General features: G+C 61.6%; 13 protein-coding genes and 1 pseudogene. 1 reads left to right on the forward strand and 13 read right to left on the reverse strand.

The annotated features are described in order from the left end of the window. Positions 1–6 precede the first annotated feature (6 nt). From KB449_RS24945 to KB449_RS24990, 10 genes are all read right to left on the reverse strand, one after another. On the reverse strand, positions 7–1,365 hold the full coding sequence (locus KB449_RS24945; protein WP_282910952.1) for an MATE family efflux transporter: 1,359 nt from the start codon (positions 1,363–1,365) through the stop codon (positions 7–9). Further along, positions 1,358–2,047 carry a RibD family protein gene (locus KB449_RS24950; RefSeq protein ID WP_282910953.1) on the reverse strand — a complete coding sequence of 230 codons (690 nt, stop codon included), beginning with the start codon at positions 2,045–2,047 and terminating at the stop codon, positions 1,358–1,360. The genes KB449_RS24945 and KB449_RS24950 overlap by 8 nt, the downstream gene beginning before the upstream one ends. Continuing rightward, positions 2,044–3,222, reverse strand: coding sequence for a sugar ABC transporter substrate-binding protein (locus KB449_RS24955; RefSeq protein WP_282910954.1), 1,179 nt, complete (start codon positions 3,220–3,222; stop codon positions 2,044–2,046). Before KB449_RS24955 ends, KB449_RS24950 begins: the two co-directional genes overlap by 4 nt. Before the next feature lie 691 nt (positions 3,223–3,913). Then, positions 3,914–4,978: a zinc-dependent alcohol dehydrogenase gene (locus KB449_RS24960; protein WP_282910955.1), complete on the reverse strand. Its 1,065-nt coding sequence runs from the start codon at positions 4,976–4,978 to the stop codon at positions 3,914–3,916. After that, complete coding sequence (locus tag KB449_RS24965) at positions 4,975–6,774, reverse strand: alpha-glycosidase (RefSeq protein ID WP_282910956.1); 1,800 nt, start codon at positions 6,772–6,774, stop codon at positions 4,975–4,977. The genes KB449_RS24960 and KB449_RS24965 overlap by 4 nt, the downstream gene beginning before the upstream one ends. Positions 6,775–7,285: 511 nt before the next feature. Further along, entirely contained in the window at positions 7,286–8,344 is a 1,059-nt protein-coding gene (locus tag KB449_RS24970) for an alpha/beta hydrolase (protein WP_282910957.1), read from the reverse strand. Beyond that, positions 8,341–9,714, reverse strand: a complete 1,374-nt coding sequence (locus tag KB449_RS24975) for an alpha/beta hydrolase (RefSeq protein ID WP_282910958.1) — start codon at positions 9,712–9,714, stop codon at positions 8,341–8,343. The genes KB449_RS24970 and KB449_RS24975 overlap by 4 nt, the downstream gene beginning before the upstream one ends. A gap of 37 nt (positions 9,715–9,751) precedes the next feature. Then, positions 9,752–10,585 carry a sugar ABC transporter permease gene (locus tag KB449_RS24980; protein ID WP_282910959.1) on the reverse strand — a complete coding sequence of 278 codons (834 nt, stop codon included), beginning with the start codon at positions 10,583–10,585 and terminating at the stop codon, positions 9,752–9,754. A 6-nt stretch (positions 10,586–10,591) separates the two neighbouring features. After that, positions 10,592–11,998, reverse strand: coding sequence for a carbohydrate ABC transporter permease (locus tag KB449_RS24985; protein WP_282910960.1), 1,407 nt, complete (start codon positions 11,996–11,998; stop codon positions 10,592–10,594). Continuing rightward, positions 11,995–13,305 (reverse strand): sugar ABC transporter substrate-binding protein, encoded by a 1,311-nt coding sequence (locus KB449_RS24990; protein ID WP_282910961.1) that lies wholly within the window; start codon positions 13,303–13,305, stop codon positions 11,995–11,997. Before KB449_RS24990 ends, KB449_RS24985 begins: the two co-directional genes overlap by 4 nt. A gap of 371 nt (positions 13,306–13,676) precedes the next feature. On the opposite strand from KB449_RS24990, the gene KB449_RS24995 reads away from it, so the two are divergent. After that, the gene (locus KB449_RS24995; RefSeq protein WP_282910962.1) at positions 13,677–14,342 is read left to right on the forward strand and encodes a DNA-binding response regulator; all 666 of its coding nucleotides are present in this window, start codon (positions 13,677–13,679) and stop codon (positions 14,340–14,342) included. Positions 14,343–14,891: 549 nt separating this feature from the next. On the opposite strand, the gene KB449_RS25000 is transcribed toward KB449_RS24995, so the two are convergent. The 3 genes and pseudogenes from KB449_RS25000 to KB449_RS25010 form a co-directional block, all read right to left on the reverse strand. Then, positions 14,892–15,695, reverse strand: coding sequence for an ABC transporter permease (locus tag KB449_RS25000; protein ID WP_282910963.1), 804 nt, complete (start codon positions 15,693–15,695; stop codon positions 14,892–14,894). Positions 15,696–15,701: 6 nt separating this feature from the next. Next, entirely contained in the window at positions 15,702–16,496 is a 795-nt protein-coding gene (locus KB449_RS25005) for an ABC transporter permease (RefSeq protein ID WP_282910964.1), read from the reverse strand. Between the two features lie 296 nt (positions 16,497–16,792). Continuing rightward, positions 16,793–17,806: pseudogene (locus KB449_RS25010) on the reverse strand (ABC transporter ATP-binding protein); the annotation flags it as partial. Positions 17,807–17,908: the final 102 nt, after the last annotated feature.

A 17,908-nucleotide genomic window follows, 5' to 3' on the forward strand; every position in this document is an offset into this window, starting at 1 on the left:
TCCTCCTCAAGCCGAGATTTGGCCGGTCAGATTTTTGATCCATTTGCGCGAACGGAACCGGAGCAGCCCCGCCCCCAAGCGAACGAGCTCCTCGAGCGACAAAAAAAAGTACACCCAGAACAACGGCTGCTTCCAGACGAACGAGAGCAGCAGCCCGAGCGGGACGCCGATCAGCCAGGTGGCGGCCGACTCCATTTTGAACACGAACTTGCTATCCCCGCCGCTCTGGAGAATGCCGCCCGCGATGATCATGTTCGCGACCTTGACCCACATGAATGCCGCGAACACCCATAGGACGTGAACGGACAAGTCGCGCGCTTCGCCCGTAATCGAAAATGCCGACGCATACAGCGGCGCAAGCGCCGCGATGCCGACGCCCAGGGCCAGCGACAAGCCGATGCCCGCACGGATCAGCCGGCGGGCATAATCGAGGGCGAGCGCGTGCTCGTCCGCGCCGAGCCGGTTGCCGACCAGCACGCCAGCCGCGCCGGCAAGGCCCGACAGCAGCCCGATGCTTAGCCCCTGCAGCGGGAACGTGACCGTCATCGCCGTCATCTCGGTCGTTCCCATCCGGCTGTAAATGACGGCGTAAGCCGCCTCCCCAAGCACCCAGATCAGCTCGGTCAGCACGATCGGAAATGTCGTGAGCAAAAACTTGCGCGCCAGATCGCCCCGAAACCGCAGCAGATGCCGGAACCCGGCGGCGCCGGGCAGCTTGAACCGGTACACCGCGCCGATGATCAGCAGGCACTCGACGATGCGCGCCGTCAGCGTCGCGTAGGCCGCGCCGGCCAATCCCAGCTCCGGAAATCCCCAGTTGCCGAAGATGAGCAGGTAATTCAGCGCGATATTCACGATGACGACGGCCAGGCTGACGTACATCGGATACTTGACGTGGCCCGTGCTCCGCATAATGGCGGAATAAACCATCGTGAGCATCGTCGGCACGTAGCTGAGCGCCACGATTTTCAGAAAAATATAGCCTTCGCCGGTGACCCGCGCGTCGGTCGTGAACAGGCCCAGACAGAACTGCGGCTCTAAAAATACGAACGCCGAGAATGCGGCGGACAAGGTCAGTCCGATAAGCAGCGTCATGCCGAGCAAATCCGTGATGCTGCGCTCGTCTCTACTGCCCCAGTACTGGGCGGCAAATACCGACAATCCTGTGGCGAGACCCGCGAGCACGACGGAGATAATGCTGTAGATCTTGCTCGCCATGCCCACCGAAGCGATCGCCACGTCGCCGAGCTGGCCGACCATCAGCTGGTCGGTCATGTACAGGGCGGCCATGATCAGGCTTTGCAGCGCGATGGGCACGGCGATTTTATAAAGGCTTTTGTAGAAGCCGGCCTTGGTGTCATCCATGAAGCAGTGCATCCTCCCCGGCATCGCGGTAACGGGCGTAACGCATCAGCGTGTAATTTTTGCGGGGCTGGACATCTACGACGCTGAACCGTTTGGTGAACGACATCCGATCGTAGCCCTGCCCGTCCACCAGCGTGATGTTGGTGCCGCCGCCGATGATGATCGGAAGCTGCATCAGAATAATCTCGTCCACCAGATTGCGGTCGAACACATGCCAGTTGAGCATGCCGCCGCCCTCGACCATCAGCCGTTTGAAGCCGTACTCGGTCTCGAGCCGGTCAAACAGCGCGGCAAAGTCGACCAGCTCCTCGCCGCATACGATGACTTCCTTGCCCTTATCCTCGATCTGCCGGCGCTTGTCGTCGTTCATGCCGCGCTCGGTCGTGACGATCAACGTACGTTCGCCGTCCGACAGAATGTTGCTGGCGGGCGGAATGTCGAGCGTACGGGTGGGCACGATCCGGACGGGGTTGCGGTTTTTCTCGTAGCGGTTGGTCAGAAAGGGATTGTCGGTGCAAATCGTATTTTTGCCGACCATAATCCCGTCGACTTGTCCGCGGAACCGGTGGATGTAGGTCATGTCGTCCTCGTCGAAAAGCTGGAACAGCTCCTTGCTCGACTGCCCTTCGCCGAACGTCAGCTTGCCGTCGATCGAGATTTGGCTGAATACGGTCACTCTCATCCGACACTCGCTCCTTTTTTGAGTTGCTCCAGATAATCGTCCACTTCAGCCATCACAGCGCTCGCCCGTTCATGCATGGCGGTACGCGCCCTGGGCGCCCCGTCCTCCGGCAGCCGCCGAAGCCCCTCCTCCATGCCGACCCAACCGGCGATCATATAGGGACTGACCGGCATTGGCCGGCTGCTCCTGAGCTGGGCGATCAGCTGCCGCTTGTTGGCTGAACCCGCCGACTCGATCCGTTCCAGCGCGGCGTTCGCGGCGGGAATCCGCTGCACGCGGTCTGCCCACAGCCGCTGGCATTCGTCGCTCAGCATGAAGGCTGCATAGGCGCGCAGCGCTGCGCTGCGCGGGGACGAGAGCGCTCTGCACGGAAAGATGAGCCCGATTGAAGAGCACATCGATACGGCCGGCCGCCCCCCGATTGCCGGGATGGCCCCTACCGCCAGCTCGTCCCCAAGACGGCGACTCAGATAGTTGTAGATCCATTCGCCCGTCACGATCGCTCCGATGCGCCCCTCGGCGAACCGCTCGAGCAGCGTCGTCGCGCCGTCCAGGCTGGCGATCTTGCCGGACGCCAATCCGCGCCTCAGGAAAGCCAGCGCCTGCTCGGCGGCATCCGTATCCAGCGTGACAAGGCCGTCCGCCATCGGCCAGCCGCCGAACGCGGTCAGGAACGGGATGAAGCTGTAAGCTTGTCCTAGATCGATCCCAAGCGGTATGATCCCGGCTTCCCGCAGCCGCGCCGCGCCGCTCTCCAGCGCCTCCCAGGTCTGCGGCGCTTCGGGATAATGCGCCTTGTTGACGTAGAGGACGAGATGATTGCCCGTCAGCACGGGGACGCCGTACAGCCGCCCCCCGATCCGCATCGTGTCGAGCGCGGACGGCGCCACGAAGCCTTGCAGCATGGCTTCGTCCACTTCGGACAGGCGCGCCGCTTCCCAGTAGTTCGCCATATCCGAAGGGACCATCGCCATATCCGGCCCTGCGCCGTCCTCCGGCAGCCGCGTCAGCCGCCGGCCGAGGTCCGCGATGCTCATCGCCTCGGCCCGCACCCGTATCCCGTACCGTTCCTCGTACATCCGCCCGATTTCGTCCAGCACTTCGACCGAAGTGTCCCCAGGTCCGTCGAATTCGTGCCAGATCACCAGCTCGTCAACCGTTCTGCCTGCGCTCATGCGCCTCGTCCCCCTTGTTGGCTCGCAATACTGCCCGCTGACAGCGCGTGCGTCCTCTTTGCTACATGCCTCGCTTTATTGACACACGTCCGCCCGAGAGCCGGTGACAAATAAGTGCATATCTGCATCTTTTTTGATTCGAAACTTCGTTTTCCGGCGAATAACTGCAAAAACGCAGTTAATTCTCGTTCTATGCACGAATTTTAGCCGGTGGTGGCCAATTAACTGCACTTTTGCATTTATTTGCTCACGCAGCGAGCTTTTCTCCGCAAATAGATGCATTTTTGCAGTTATCGCTCTTGCTCTTGCTATGCTCTTGCCCTTGCTCTTGCTCTTGCTCTTGCTCTTGCTCTTGCTCTTGCTCTTGCTCTTGCTCTTGCTCTTGCTCTTGCTCTTGCTCTTGCTCTTGCTCTTGCTCTTGCTCTTGCTCTTGCTCTTGCTCTTGCTCTTGCTCTTGCTCTTGCTCTTGCTCTTGCTCTTGCTCTTGCCCTTCCTATGCTCTTGCCCTTCCTATGCTCTTGCCCTTCCTATGCTCTTGCCCTTCCTATGCTCTTGCCCTTCCTATGCTCTTGCCCTTCCTATGCTCTTGCCCTTCCTATGCTCTTGCCCTTCCTATGCTCTTGCCCTTCCTATGCTCTTGCCCTTCCTATGCTCTTGCCCTTTTTCCCTTCCCTCGTCTCCCGCCCTTGCCTCATCCGGCCTCTTCCGCAGCCCCTCCGCTCCACGGCTCGAACACGGTCTTGATCGCATCCGACGCCACCCGCTCTCCCGTGGCCGGATCGTAGCCGAGCAGCTCGAGCACGGCCTGCTCGTGCTGCTCGAGGCCGTATCGGCCGGTCACCAGCCGATCGAGCTCCGGCATCGTCTCTGCGAGCTGCAGAGCAAGCGGAAACGTGCAGCGATATTCGCCCGCGCCGACGATGCTGATGCCGTTCTGGACGAGCCGGACCGGCGAGATCGAGTAGCGGTACGTGGCGTCGATGCCGAAGGGCACGATGCGCCCGCCCCGCCCGATCCAGCGCTCGGCGGTCTCCAGCTGGTTGCCGACCGCGTCGATGACGACGTCGAACCGACGGCCCCCGGCGATCCGCTCCACGACGACTTCAAGCTCGTCCGGACGGCAAGCCGCGTCCGCGATCCGCCGCGCAGCCGCAAGACGCGCCGGGTTCAGTTCCGTCGCCACCGTCAGGCGCGCGGTCGCCCGGCTCGCCATCTGGCAGAGCAGCCCCATCGGCCCCGAGCCGATGACCAGCACCGCGTCGTCCCGTTTGACCTGCGCCTCCTGAAGATTATGGAGCACGCAAGCCAGCGGCTCCACGAGCACGCCGCGCTCCCAGGACATGCCTTGCGGCAAGCGATGTACGAACCGCTCCTCGGACACGTAGTAGCGGGCGAACGTGCCCGGCGCGTTGAGCCCCGCGATCGCCATGCCGCCGTCATGACCGATGCAGAGATGCGGCATCTCCCGCCTGCAATATTCGCAGGTTCCGCAGCTCCAGTTCGGGTCGATGACAACGCGGTCGCCGACCCGCAGCCGGCGGACCGCCCGTCCGGTCTCGACGACCGTGCCGACCGCCTCATGCCCGCGCGTCACATGCGGCACGCCTTCCTCCCTGCCTGCGACGACGGCTAGGTCCGTACCGCATATACCGGTCAGCTCGATACGGATCTTGACCTGCGTCGGCGCGGTGACCGCAGGCTCGGCGACCGCCGTCAGCTCCAGCTTGCCTGCAGGCGTCCACTGGAGCGCATTCATGCCGGCGCCCCCTTCCGTACGCGGTGCCTCAGCACTGCGCAGCCGTAAGGTCCGAGCGGCAGCTCGAGCCCGCCGCCATCGGGCAGGCGGACTTCGCCGGTGCGCAGCTCCTCCCACGCTTCGACCCACGTTTCGCCCCCCGCTTCGTCGCCCGCGACAGACTGCTCGGACGCGAACCGAATCGTCTGCGGCTGTTCGCCGACGTTGAAGGCCACGACGATCCGCTCGTCTCCGGCATAGCGCTCGTAGGCCAGCGCGCTTCCGCCGGCCGGGGCATGCAGAAAGCGGATACCGCCGCCGCGAAGCGCGCCGTGCGCCCGGCGCAGCGCGATCATGTCCCTGTAGAACGCGAACAGCTCCCGATTTTGCGCCTCCGGCTCCCAGACCATGCAGCGCCGATTGTCCGGATCGTTTTCCCCGCTCATGCCGATCTCGTCCCCGTAGTAAATGCAGGGTGCGCCTATATAGGTGAACTGGAACAGCACCGCGAGCCTCATTCTCGCCTCGTCCCCGCCGCATAGCGTCAGCAGGCGCGCTGTGTCGTGACTGCCGAGCAGTTGAAAAGAAGCCTCGCATACTTGCTGCGGGTACATGGCGAGCTGCTGCGAGACGATGTTCGCGAACGTCTCTGCGTCGATCGTGCGGGATGCGAAAAACTTGATCGCCAGATCCCGCACCGGATAATCCATCACGGCGTCGAGCTGGTCGCCCCCGAGCCAGGCCATCGCGTCGTGGAAAATCTCGCCGAGCAAGTAGGCGTCGGGCTTGACCGCCTTCACCGTCTCGCGCAGCCTGCGCCAGAAGCGGTGGTCGACCTCGTTGGCCACGTCGAGCCGGAAGCCGTCGATATCGGCCTCGCGCAGCCAGTAAGACGCCACTTGCAGCAGATAGTCCGCCGTCTCGGGATGGGATACGTTAAGCTTGGGCAGATCGGCCTCGTAGCCGAAGGTCTCGTAGACTAGAGAGACACCCGTGTCAGGATCGGCCCAGCGCAACACGCGGAACCAGTCGGCGTACCGCGATGCCGGACCGCGCTCCAGCACGTCCTGGAAAGGCGGGAACCGGCTGCCTGTATGGTTGAACACGAAGTCGAGCAGCACGCGAATGCCGCGCGCATGGCAGGCTTCGACCAGCGCCTTGAGCGTCTCGACCGTCCCGAACTGCGGGTCGACCGCATAATAGTTCTCCGTATCGTACTTGTGGCTCGACGGCGCCTGGAACAGCGGCGTAAAGTAAATCGCGTCCACCCCCAGCGCCGTCAGATGATCGAGCTTGTCCAGGACGCCGGACAGATCGCCGCCGAACGCGTTCTGTTTGGTCGGCGCGCTTCCCCAAGGCTCGAACGTCCCGGCCGCCACCGCGCCGCTCCTGGCGAAGCGGTCCGGGAAGATCTGATAGAACACGGCGTCCTTCACCCATCCGGGCGGACGGATGGCATCATCCGGGTTCATATACGGGTATTCGAAATTGCCGAACGATTCCTCCGGCGGCTGCTCTCCCAGCCAGCGTTCGCCGAAGTAAATCCGCTCCCGGCCGGATCCGAGCAGGAAGCGGTAGCTGAGCCTCCGCGTCCCGACTGCGAGATCGGCCTCCCAATAGTCGTACAGCGAATCGGAAAGCCTTATGGTCATGGGCGTGCGGCACTCGGTGCCGTGCCAGTCGTATTTGTCTCCATAGCAGACGACAGCTTCGTCGATATCGCCGCGGGCCGTCCGCAGCCTCACCCGCACATGCGCGTCGTCGTACATAAAGGCCCAATTCTGCTTGTGGCGATGATAGAGCGCTCCTCGGTTCATCTCCGTCCTCCTCCTTGAATCTTGGGCATCGAACAGAAAGCGTGTATGGCGAAAATACCAAACGTCATCCCCTCCCGGGCCCGAAAACGAAAAAAAGGCACAACCCCGCCGAGCGCTCGAGGTTGTACCTTTCGGTAACATGGCCTTCAATTTTTCCAGATTGTAGCACTATATTTTTGCTTTTTCAATATCCTATTTTGTCATCATTCGCCATTCGGAAAAATACGACAAATGCTGCAAAGCGCACTGCGATGCGGATTTCGTGGCGCAATCGACCGGAAGTCCTAGCCGCCAACTGTCGAAAAAGTGCCGAAACCACGACCAAAATTGAATTCCATTAATTGAAAGTTATTGGAATCTAAAGTTTGATAGCCAAGGTATCGCTACCGCATTCGACGATTCACGTTGCCCGCACAAGAAAACCGGTTTCCTTATAATTTCTATAATGTTAAAAAAACGGCGGCGGCGCGGAAGCGATTCGCTCCCTCACCGCCGCCGCTATGCGACAGCTTCAATCTGCTGGCGGCCATACCGCATGCGCCGTTAGGCCTTCAAAAGAATAGGCCGCCTGTACCGAATCCGCTTCGTCGCCCCGAACGATGCCGCCGGCGTCGACGCGCGCGACACGCCCAACGGGCCCGGAAGCCGCAAAGCCCCCGCCCAGCGGGGTGAGGCGCAGCCCGCCGGCGTACGATGCCGCCGGCACGAAGCGTCCGATCGCGTCCGCGCCGTGCAGGGCCGTCGCCGACGCCGGCGTGATGCTGACGTCCGCCAGCTCGCCTGGCTGCCCGAAGAAGTGCAGCAGCGGCAGCGCGACGCGCGCCTCCCAATCCGCTTCCGTATGCGCGGCCTCGGGATCGAAATAATACGCCAGCTGCCGATTCGGCTCGTAGCCGGCCTCGAGCAGCTCGTCGACGAGACCCTGGACATGCTTTTCCAGGATCAAAGTCCCCTCCCGGCCCCCGGTATCGATCCAGATCTTATGGAGCGGCGGCCTGCCCGCAAACCTGGCGTACACGCGCGTCTCCGAGAGATTCTCCGGGTTCACGTAGTACAAGTACGGCGACATGATGCCGATCATGCCGTATACGTCTGGTCTTCGCATCCCGATATGGTAGGTGACCTGGCCGCCGCGCGACGATCCGAGCAAACCGGTATGCGCCGGACCGGTCTTCGTCCGCAGCACCGCATCGATATAAGGCTTGAGCTCTTCGATGAGGAAGCGTTCGTATAGCTCGCCCTTCGGCGTAATGTCCATTTTGTCGCGGGCGTAATCGACGCCGTCGAGCGCATGCGTGTACTCGTCGGCGCGCGCCATTTCCATATTGGCAGCCCCGACCATGACGATCTCCTCGATCCGGCCCTCTGCGATCAGCCGGTCGGCGACCCGATGAAGGTTCCATGATTGCCCGTTGTAGGCGGGATGGAACACATTCTGGCCGTCGTGCAAATAGAGCACGGGATAGCGCCGGTCTACGTTCAGTCCGTAGCTTGGCGGCAGATAAATGTAGATGTCCCGCTCGTTGTCCAGCAGCTCGGAACGGTACTTGTCGATGCGGAGCAGCGTCATGCGGTCTCCCCCTCTTCGGCGGTCTCTTCGCTGCCGCGCGGCAGCATGTCGATCCAGCCCTTCACTTTGTATTCGACGTGCAGCCCCTCCTCCGCACGTAGCAGCCGGTAAGGCGCTTTCCGTCCGCGCTCGTCGCATTCTTCGCAGCCCATGCCGCGGGAAATGCGGAATTCGACGGCGAACCCGCGGGGAAGCGCGAACGTGCCTCCGTACAGCCGCGGACCGATCTTCGGCAGCTCGATGCCCGCATAGATCCGGTCGGTATCGGGCGTATCGGCCGGCACTTCGACGCGGAAGCCGACCCGCACGTTTTGCGGGAGGCCGGCGACGACCGCCACTGCCTTGGTGAACGTCTGTTGAGCCGCATTCGTGTACGACACCTCCGCGATGCCTTCCTCGCGGGGCACGATCGTACCGTCCGGCAGCACCGAGAGTACCGACGGCGGGGATACGCCGTACGTTCCGTCCAGGTTCGTTGCGGCAAAGCCGCTGTCATATTCGTCGACCGCATTAAAGTATACGGGCGTCCCCATCAATCCGACGGCATCCGGCCCCTGCAGCTGCGAGCGGATCACGCGTCCCGGCTGCCCGAACAGGAAGATCAGCGGCTCGTGCAGCCGGGCTGCCCAGTCCTTCTGGTAATGGCCGGACTCCCGGATAAAATGGTACATCAGATCGATTCCGGGACGGAACCCGGATTCGATCATGGCGCCGACCACCGTCCGCACATGCCGCTCCATTACCGTAAAGCCTTCTGCGCCGCCGACATCCATCCAAATGCGGATCGGCGGCTTAAAGCGATGAATCTCGCTAAGCCACAGCTCCTGCCCCTGGCTTTGATCAGGCCGGACAAAAAACGGGCACAGCGCGCCGACGAGCCCGAACGTCTCCGGACGGCGGAAACCCAGATTGTACGCCAGCAGACCGCCGGCCGACGACCCGAGCACGCCGGTATGGGCGGCCTCCGGCAGCGTCCGGTATTTGCGGTCGATAAACGGCTTGACCTCCTCCGCCAGGAAGCGCTCGTAAAGGTCGCCTTGCGCGCCTTGGCCGAACACCTCCTCGAGCCAAGGCACCGGGTGCATGTACTCGGCCACCCGCGCGCCGGTCACGTGAGCCACGCCGACGATAATAATCGGGCGGATCCGTCCTTCGGCGATCAGGCGGTCCGCGATCTTGTGGGCCTCCCAGGAGCCCCCGCGGTTGTCCGCGGCAAATACATGCTGTCCATCCTGCATATACAGCACCGGGTAGCGGACGTCTTCGTTCGCCGCCTCCCCGTAGCCGTCGGGCAAGTAGACGTACAGCTCTCTCTCGTTGTTCAAAAATTCAGACCGGAATCCGGCCAGCGTGACGATCTTCGACGGCATGACGCCCTCCTTTGCGCGCCCGGGGCGCGTGTAATGGTTAGCCCTTGTCCGCTCCCGCGGCCAGGCCATGAATCAGGTATTTTTGGAAAAACATGTACAGTACCGTAATCGGCAGCGCGGTCAGCACGGAGCCGGCGGCGAACAGACTGAAGCTGGAGTTCATTTTGTCGGACACCATCCCGTACAGTCCCTGCGCCAAGGTCATCTTGTCGGAGGAACGAAGCACGATCTGCGGCAGGATGAAGTCCATGACCGGGCCGATGAACGCCGTCAGCATGACGAAGGTGAGCGCAGGCACGGACAGCGGCAGCAGGATGCGGAAGAAAACGTCCGCCCGTCCCGCGCCGTCGATAATTGCCGCTTCTTCAAGGCTGCGGGGAATCGTGTCGAAATACCCTTTCATCACCCATACGCCGAACGAGACGGAGCCGCCCGCGTAGATCAGGATCAGACCCAGATGCGTGTTGAGCAGCCCCGTTTGGAGCAGCAGCACGAAGATGGCCATGATCGACAGGAAGCCGGGAAACATTTGCAGCACCAGCAGCGTCATGAGCCCGACTTGCCGTCCCTTGAAGCGGAGGCGAGAAAATGCGTACGCCGTCACGGTCACGAGCAGCGTAGACAGCAGCATGTTGGAAACGGAGATGAACATCGTGTTGCGATACCACAGCGCGAAGTCCGTCTCTCGCAGCAGACGCCCGAAGTGGCGAAGCGTCGGGTGCTCCGGCAGCATGCTGCTGATCAGCAGCGTATCGCCCGGATTCAACGCCGTCCCTGCGACCCAGACGAGCGGATAGACCGTCGCGGCGAAGATGGCGGCCAGCAGCGCGTAGAGCCCCGCAGCGACGAGATGGTCTCGGATACGGTTCATGATCGCTCAGTCCTTTTCTCGAAACGAATGGGTGCGGCTGTAATTCAGCACGGAGACGAGCGCGATGACGACGAACATGACGATGGACACGGCGGAAGCCATATTAAACTGGTTCTGCTCGAGCGTTATCTTGTAGATCCATGAGAGCAGAATGTCGGTCGAGCCCGCAAAGTAATAATTGGGGTTCGGCGGTCCGCCGTCGGTCAGCAGATAAATCAAGTTGAAATTGTTGAAGTTCGACGCGAACTGCATGATCAGGATCGGCGATGTCGCCATCAGCACGTGCGGCATCGTGATCCGTCTGAACTTCGCCGCGCCGCCCGCGCCGTCGACCTCGGCCGCCTCGTACAGGTCCCGGGGGATCGTCGTCAGAATGCCGGACAGCAGCGCCATAAGGAACGGCATCGACATCCAGAAGTGCACGAGCAGCACCGTCAGCTTGGCGACCGTCGGATCGGATAGCCAGGGCACGCCGGGCAATCCCATGCGCTCCAGCAGGCCGTTGACCGGGCCGAGCGCACCGTTGAACAGAACGCGAAAGACGAGAATCGCGATGAACGACGGGAACGCCCAGGGCAGCACGAACGCTGTCCGCCACAGCTTTTTGAACCGGACCTTGCGATGCTCGATCAACAGCGCGACCGCCAGGCCGCCGAAGTAGGCGACAAGCGTCGACAGCAATGCCCAAACGACATTCCAGGCGAAGATGCCGCCGAAGGTGGACGTCCACGCACGGTCGGACAGCAGGCGCGAAAACGTCTGCAGGCCGGTCCAGCTCACAAGAGAGCGGTCGGGAATATGGTTCGGCGACGAATAGTTCGTGAAGGCGATCAGCACGTTGAAAAGCATGGGTACGACGGATACGAAAAGGACGAAGAGCAGCGCCGGCGCGAGCAGCAGCAGTGCCACCCGCCCTTCGCGGGAGCGGCGGCCAGCGAAGGCCGGATGCCTGGACCCATTGGTCGGAGCGGTGGCTGATGGGGCTGGGGCTGCCGCCGCTTCGTCGCCGGACCGGCGCCGCGGATGAGCGGGCCCTCCGTCGGCGATTGCGGCGGCGCGGTGCCGGTAAGCGTCGGCTATGTTCAGCGCATGGAGCATCAGAAGCGCTGCGCCTGCGAACAACGCGAGCAGACCGTTGATCAGCAGGAAAATCGAATGGTCTCCCCTTACGAGCACGCCATCCACGATCCGCGTCGGCGTGTCGCCCAGCGTGACCAGTCCTTGGAGCGCGCGGGCGATGCGGGGCACAGCGACAATCAGGGCGGCCGCATACGCGGCCATGAACAGGGCGCCCTTGGCATATTGGCGGTTCAGCAGCTGCCCGCCCCCCGCGCAGACCGCGGACAGCAGCCCCGCCGTCGCGGGACTCGCCGGACCGGCGCGATAGACGATCGCGCGATCTCCCCGGCTCATCCGCCTGTCTTCATGGCGGTGCGCATCTGGCTCACCATGTTGTCCAGCGTCTTCTTGATGTCGGCGCGGTCGTCGTTCCAGATCACGGACAAGGCCGCGTACGAAGGTACCCACAGCGTCGAGGTCTCGGGGATGACCGGCAGCGGGGTCGCATTTTGCAGCTGGGCGAGGAACGAAGAAACGTTCGGATCCGCCATGATGGACGAATCGCTCACCAGATCTCGCCGCGTTGGCAGCTGGGCGGTCATTTCATAACGGAGCTTGGCGTTGTCCCGGTTCGTCGCGAGCTCCGCGAACAACTTGGCGGCGTTGGGGTACTTGGTATAGGAGTTGACGAACAGCGAACGTACGCTGATCAGGCTCTGCGGATGCTTGCCGTTGGGCAGCAGCGGCAGCTGGACGACGCCGAAGTCGACGCCCGCCTGGCGCAGATTGGCCATCTGCCAAGTGCCGTCGATCATCATCGCGGCGCGTCCTTCCTGGAACAGGCCGGAGATGACGTTGTTGTTGATGTCGGCCGTGTTCAGCGGGAACAGCGCCTTAAGGCTCCGTGCGAACTGCATACCCTCCAGCGCGCCCTCGCCGTTCAGACCGATATCGTCCGGGTTCGTGCCGTCTTCGCCGAAAATGTAGCCGCCATAGCCCGCGATGAAGGCGTGCGCCTGATAGATCTGGGCGACGTCCCACGCGAGGCCGTACTTCTTGGCGGCGGGATCGGTGAAGTCGCGGCCGAACGCGAGCACCTCGTCGAACGTCGTGGGCTCTTTGGGCATCAGCTTCCTGTTGTAGTAGAGCGCATACGTGTCGGCGGACATCGGATAGCCGTAGAGTACATCCTTGTAGGTGATCGCCTGCGCGACAGAAGGCATGACATTGTCCGCCATGTCGCTCTGCGTCCGGTCGTTGGGCAGGATCAGGCCGGCGCTGACCGCCTTGCCGATGGCGTCGTGCGGCGACGAGAAGACATCCGCGCCCAGGCCTGCGGGGCCGTCCGTCATAAGCTTGCCGACCGTGTCGATGGACGGGACGACCTCCACCTTGACCTTCACGCCGTAGACACTCTCGAATTGCTTGCCCACCTCCTGCAAAAAGGCGCGTTCGTTGCCGTCGGACTCCCAGATGAGCAGGGAGGCTCCTTTCTCCGGCTCGATGTTAGCGCTTACAGTTTGGCTGGGCGATGCGCCTTGGCTTCCGGCTGTCCCGGCGTTTTCCTGACGGTTGGGCTCCGTCTTCGCATTCGCACATCCCGCGGCCGCAACCACGGCCAACGCGAGCACGAGCGATTTTTTTATTTTGTTTTTGGACAAACAATCCCACTCCTTCTCGTTGACTTAATCGTTTAAGTTGACTGCCTATTCAAATTATCACAAACCGTTTGTCCATGTCAACTCAAAACTTGAACTTTCTTCAAGTTTTGTCACTTTGCGTCGATTTTTGTTTTTGGGTCGTTTTAGGCGCCTCTCTCTTCCGGTCAAAAAGGTCAAACAGGCATTGGCCCGGCACATTCCCGCTCCGGCGTCCACATCTCGGCGAAAGCCATGGACAAATTTCTTCTTGCTTGCAACGACCCGTAAAAGTATACTTGCCTTGTGAGTATTTAGCGCGTGAAGAACACCGCCTCTCCTACCGGAGCTGGCGGTGTTTTTTGTTGCCGCTTTTTAAGGATGGGAGGTGCTGGATGGACGAGTTATATGCGAAATGGCTTGAGCAACAGCGCCAAGGTCGGACGGGCGAATCCTTGCGCAGACTGCTTGAAGGACACGCCTTTAACGAAGCGCTTTTTACGAAGGAAATATGGCTAAAAGGCGTAGGAAGTTTGAATTATCTACAAGCCGAGTATGAAGTGCCCGGTTTTGGGGAGGGCTCGTTCTACATTGATAACGCTTATCTCCGGCCGCCGTATAAGATTGGATGGGAGATCGACGATTTTAAGACACATGGACAGCACACGAGCCGGCGCACGTTCGAATACGAGCGCGAGCGGCAAAATCATCTCGTGCTGAACGGCTGGACCGTATTCCGCATGCCTCTGGATATGATCCGCGACCAGCCCAACAAGTGTCGGCGGTTCGTCCTGCTTACCCTCGGGAAACTGTACGGCGACTTCGGAGAGAAAAAGGAAACCTCCCTTCCGCTAAAGCAGCGGGAGCTCATCAGATTCGCGAACAAGCTGCAGCGGCCGTTCTCGCCTGCGGAGGCATGTGACTTACTCGGGATTCGCTCACGGCATGCGCGTACCCTTTTGCACGAGATGACCGAGCAAGGCTGGTTGGAGGCAGCCAGCGGAGTCCAACGCGTTCGTGCCTATCGTCTCGGCAAAAAGGGGAGTTACTTGGACGCATGATGGGAGCGGCGCAGCGGCGCAGTGGGGAGCAGTGGCGCGCGTTAGCGGCATTTGATGCCGCTAATGGCCTGGGCGCCGCGCGGTGGCGGCGGGCTTTAGCGGCATTTCGTGCCGCTAATGGCCTGGGCGCCGCGCGGTGGGGCGCGTTAGCGGCATTTCGTGCCGCTAATGGCCTGTTCGCGGCGCGGTGGCGCGCGTTAGCGGCATTTCGTGCCGCTAATGGCCTGGGCGCGGCGCGGTGGCGCGCATTAGCGGCATTTGATGCCGCTAATGGCCTGGGCGCGGCGCGGTGGCGCGCATTAGCGGCATTTGATGCCGCTAATGGCCTGGGCGCCGCGCGGTGGAGCGCGTTAGCGGCATTTCGTGCCGCTAATGGCCTGTGCGCGGCGCGGTGGCGCGCATTAGCGGCATTTGATGCCGCTAATGGCCTGGGCGCGGCGCGGTGGCGCGCATTAGCGGCATTTGATGCCGCTAATGGCCTGGGCCGCTGCGCTGTGTCGCGCGTTAACGCCCCACCCCCATCGTTAGGCAGCGCCCGCTGGCCTCCTCCTAGCTCCCCGCCCCCCGGTAGCGCTTCACGCCGCGGTTCCATACCGCGAGGCCGATGCCTGCGGCAACGAGGCCGACGACGGGCGTCATCCACGCCATGAAGACGTCGCGGTGCGCTTCGAGGAAAAACATCGCCGGGTACACGCCCACGAAGGCGAACGGCAGCACCCAGGTGAGCAAAAAGCGGATGCCACGGTTGTAGATTTGGACCGGATAGCGGCCGTAGCTCTGTATGTTGTACATAAGCGGGATAATCCCCGTCGGCGCGTCGGAGTAGAAGGAGATCGCCGACAGCGTCACGTAGATTCCCGTATAGATGAGCACCGAGCCCAGCACCATGACGACGAGCACGAACGGGTCGTACCAGTCGAATGCGAGCCCGAGCCTTCCCCAAGCCGTGCCCATGATGGCGAGACCTACGAGCGAGGAGACGAGCGACGGCGGGTCTACGTTTTCCAGCATGACCTGGGCCAGAGAGTGGGCGGGCCGCGTCAGCACGCGGTCCATCTCTCCTTTGATGATGTAGCGGTCGCCGAAGTTCCACAGATTCGTGAAGGCGCTGAACACGCCCTGCGCGATCATGAAGTAGCCGTAGACGAATACGACCTCGGACTCGCTCCAGTCCCCGAGCGTCGGGGTGTGCTGGAACACGATAAAGATAAATACCAGATTGGTCAGCGAAAACAGCAGGTCGCTCACGACCTCCACCCAGAAGTCGGCGCGGTAGGTCAGCTTCACCTTGACATAATTGGCGATGTACTCCTTGAACAGGCCGAACGTATAGCCCAATCTAGACAGTCTCACTTTACATTAGCCCCCTTGCACAAAAAGACGACGACGCGCCGACCGCCACATGAGCAGGATCGGGACGACGAGGAAAGCAAACCAGCCGATTTGAATGAGCAGCGCGTGCCACGTCTCCGCCTCGCTTGTCCTGCCCGTGAACACCGAGCTCGGCAAATACGTAATCGCCTGGAACGGCAGCCAATCCATGGCCGCCCGCCCCCATGCCGGGAAAAAGGCGATCGGCACGACGACGCCGGACAGCAGGTCGACGAGCACGCGTTTCATGCGCATGAGCCCCTCGTTGTTTTCGACGAAGAAGGCGAATAGTCCGGTCAAAATGTTGAGCTGGGTGTTGATCAGGAAGCTGAACCAGATCATGATGAAAAAAACGATCCAGCGCATCGGGTCCGACGGCAGCGTCACATGAAACAGCAGCGTCGCGAGAATCATGCCCGGCACCATGAACAGCAGCAGGCGAAAAACGCCCTCGCCGAAGCCCTGCATCATTTTCACCATTAAATAGTTGATCGGCCGCGTCATTTGCACCGCCACGCTGCCGTCGCGGATCTCGTTGGAGATCTCGCGGTCCAGATTGTTGAAGTAGAACGCGCGCGCCATCCAGGACACGGCGACATAGGTCGTCATTTGCTCGACGGTAAAGCCCGCCAGCGTCTGGGCATCGCCGTAGATCGCCTTCCAGAGGAAGTAGTAGGCGCCGATGTTAATGGCGTAAACGATGATACCGCTATAATAATTAACGCGATAAGCAAGCATCGTCAAAAAACGGATGCGGATAAATTCCAAGTAAGCGGCATTCACGGCTTGGTCGCCTCCGCCCGTGCGGTGGGCCGCGAACTGTCGGTGCCTGTGCCGCCGCGCTCTGTGCCGATCAATTTGCCGCTGTCTACGCCCTTCACTGTGCCGCTTTTTTCGCCGTTCACTGTGCCGCTGTCTACGCCGTTCACTGTGCCGCTTTTTTCGCCGCCCGCTGTGCCGTTCACTGTGTCGCTCCCTGCGCCGTTCATCGTGCCGGTGCCCGCCTCTTTTTCACTGCCGCTGCTTGCTCCGCCGCCGCCCTCGCCATCGTCCCGGCCGACGGGTCCGCCGGCCGCCAGCGCCTCCGCCGGCGTCTGCGCGCTGCCCGTCCGATAGATCTCGCGCACGATCTCCTCGGTGTTCGTCTCGATGATCTTGATATCGCTGATCTCCATCGTGCCGACGACGCGCGACAGCACCTCCGACACGTTGATCTCGAGCGGAATCCACACGGTTGCGGTATACGCGTCGCCGAGACTCCACCTGACGTCCATGCCTTCGGTCAACGCGGCCAGCCGATCGGCCCGCACGGCGTCGCCGAACGTGAAGACGACCTCGCGGCCTTTGCCCCAGCGCGTCTTGAGCTCCTCCAGCCCGCCGTCGTATATAATGCGGCCGTCGTCGAGCATGATGACGCGCGAGCAGAGCGCTTCGATATCCTGCAGGTCGTGGGTCGTGAGCAGGATCGTCGTGCCGCGTTCGCGATTGATTCGTTTCAGAAACTCGCGGATCTCCGTCTTGACCACGATGTCCAGGCCGATCGTCGGCTCGTCCAGGAACAAAATCGACGGATTGTGCAGCAGCGCCGCCGCCAGCTCGCAGCGCATCCGCTGCCCGAGGCTCAGCTTGCGCACCGGACGGTTCAGCAATTCGCCGAGCGACAGCGTCTCGACGAGCTCGTCGAGCAGACGCTTGAAGTCGTTTTCGCCGACGCCGTACACCTTGCGCAGCAGCCGAAACGACTCGATGACGCCGATGTCCCACCACAGCTGGCTCCGCTGCCCGAACACGACGCCGATGCCCTGAACGAACTTTTCCCTTTCCTTATGCGGCACAAAGCCGTTGACCTTGATATGCCCGGACGTCGGGACGAGGATGCCGGTCAGCATCTTGATCGTCGTCGACTTGCCGGCGCCGTTCTCCCCGATATAGCCGCAAATCTCGCCCTGCGGGATCTGGAAGCTGATGTCCTTGACCGCGGTCACTTCCGTATATTCGCGCTTGAAGAGATCCCGAAGCGCACCGCCGATGCCTTCGCGGTTTTTCTGAACGTTGAACTGCTTGCGCAGATCGCGCACGTCTATGGCTAACATTCCAAATTCCTCCGTGATTCGACTTAACTTGATTCGAGTCGTGCGGGAACTATATAATTCAATATGATATCTTACAGGAGATTGATCTTAACGTAAAACGAA

This window comes from Cohnella hashimotonis (assembly GCF_030014955.1).
GTDB classification, from domain to species: domain Bacteria; phylum Bacillota; class Bacilli; order Paenibacillales; family Paenibacillaceae; genus Cohnella; species Cohnella hashimotonis.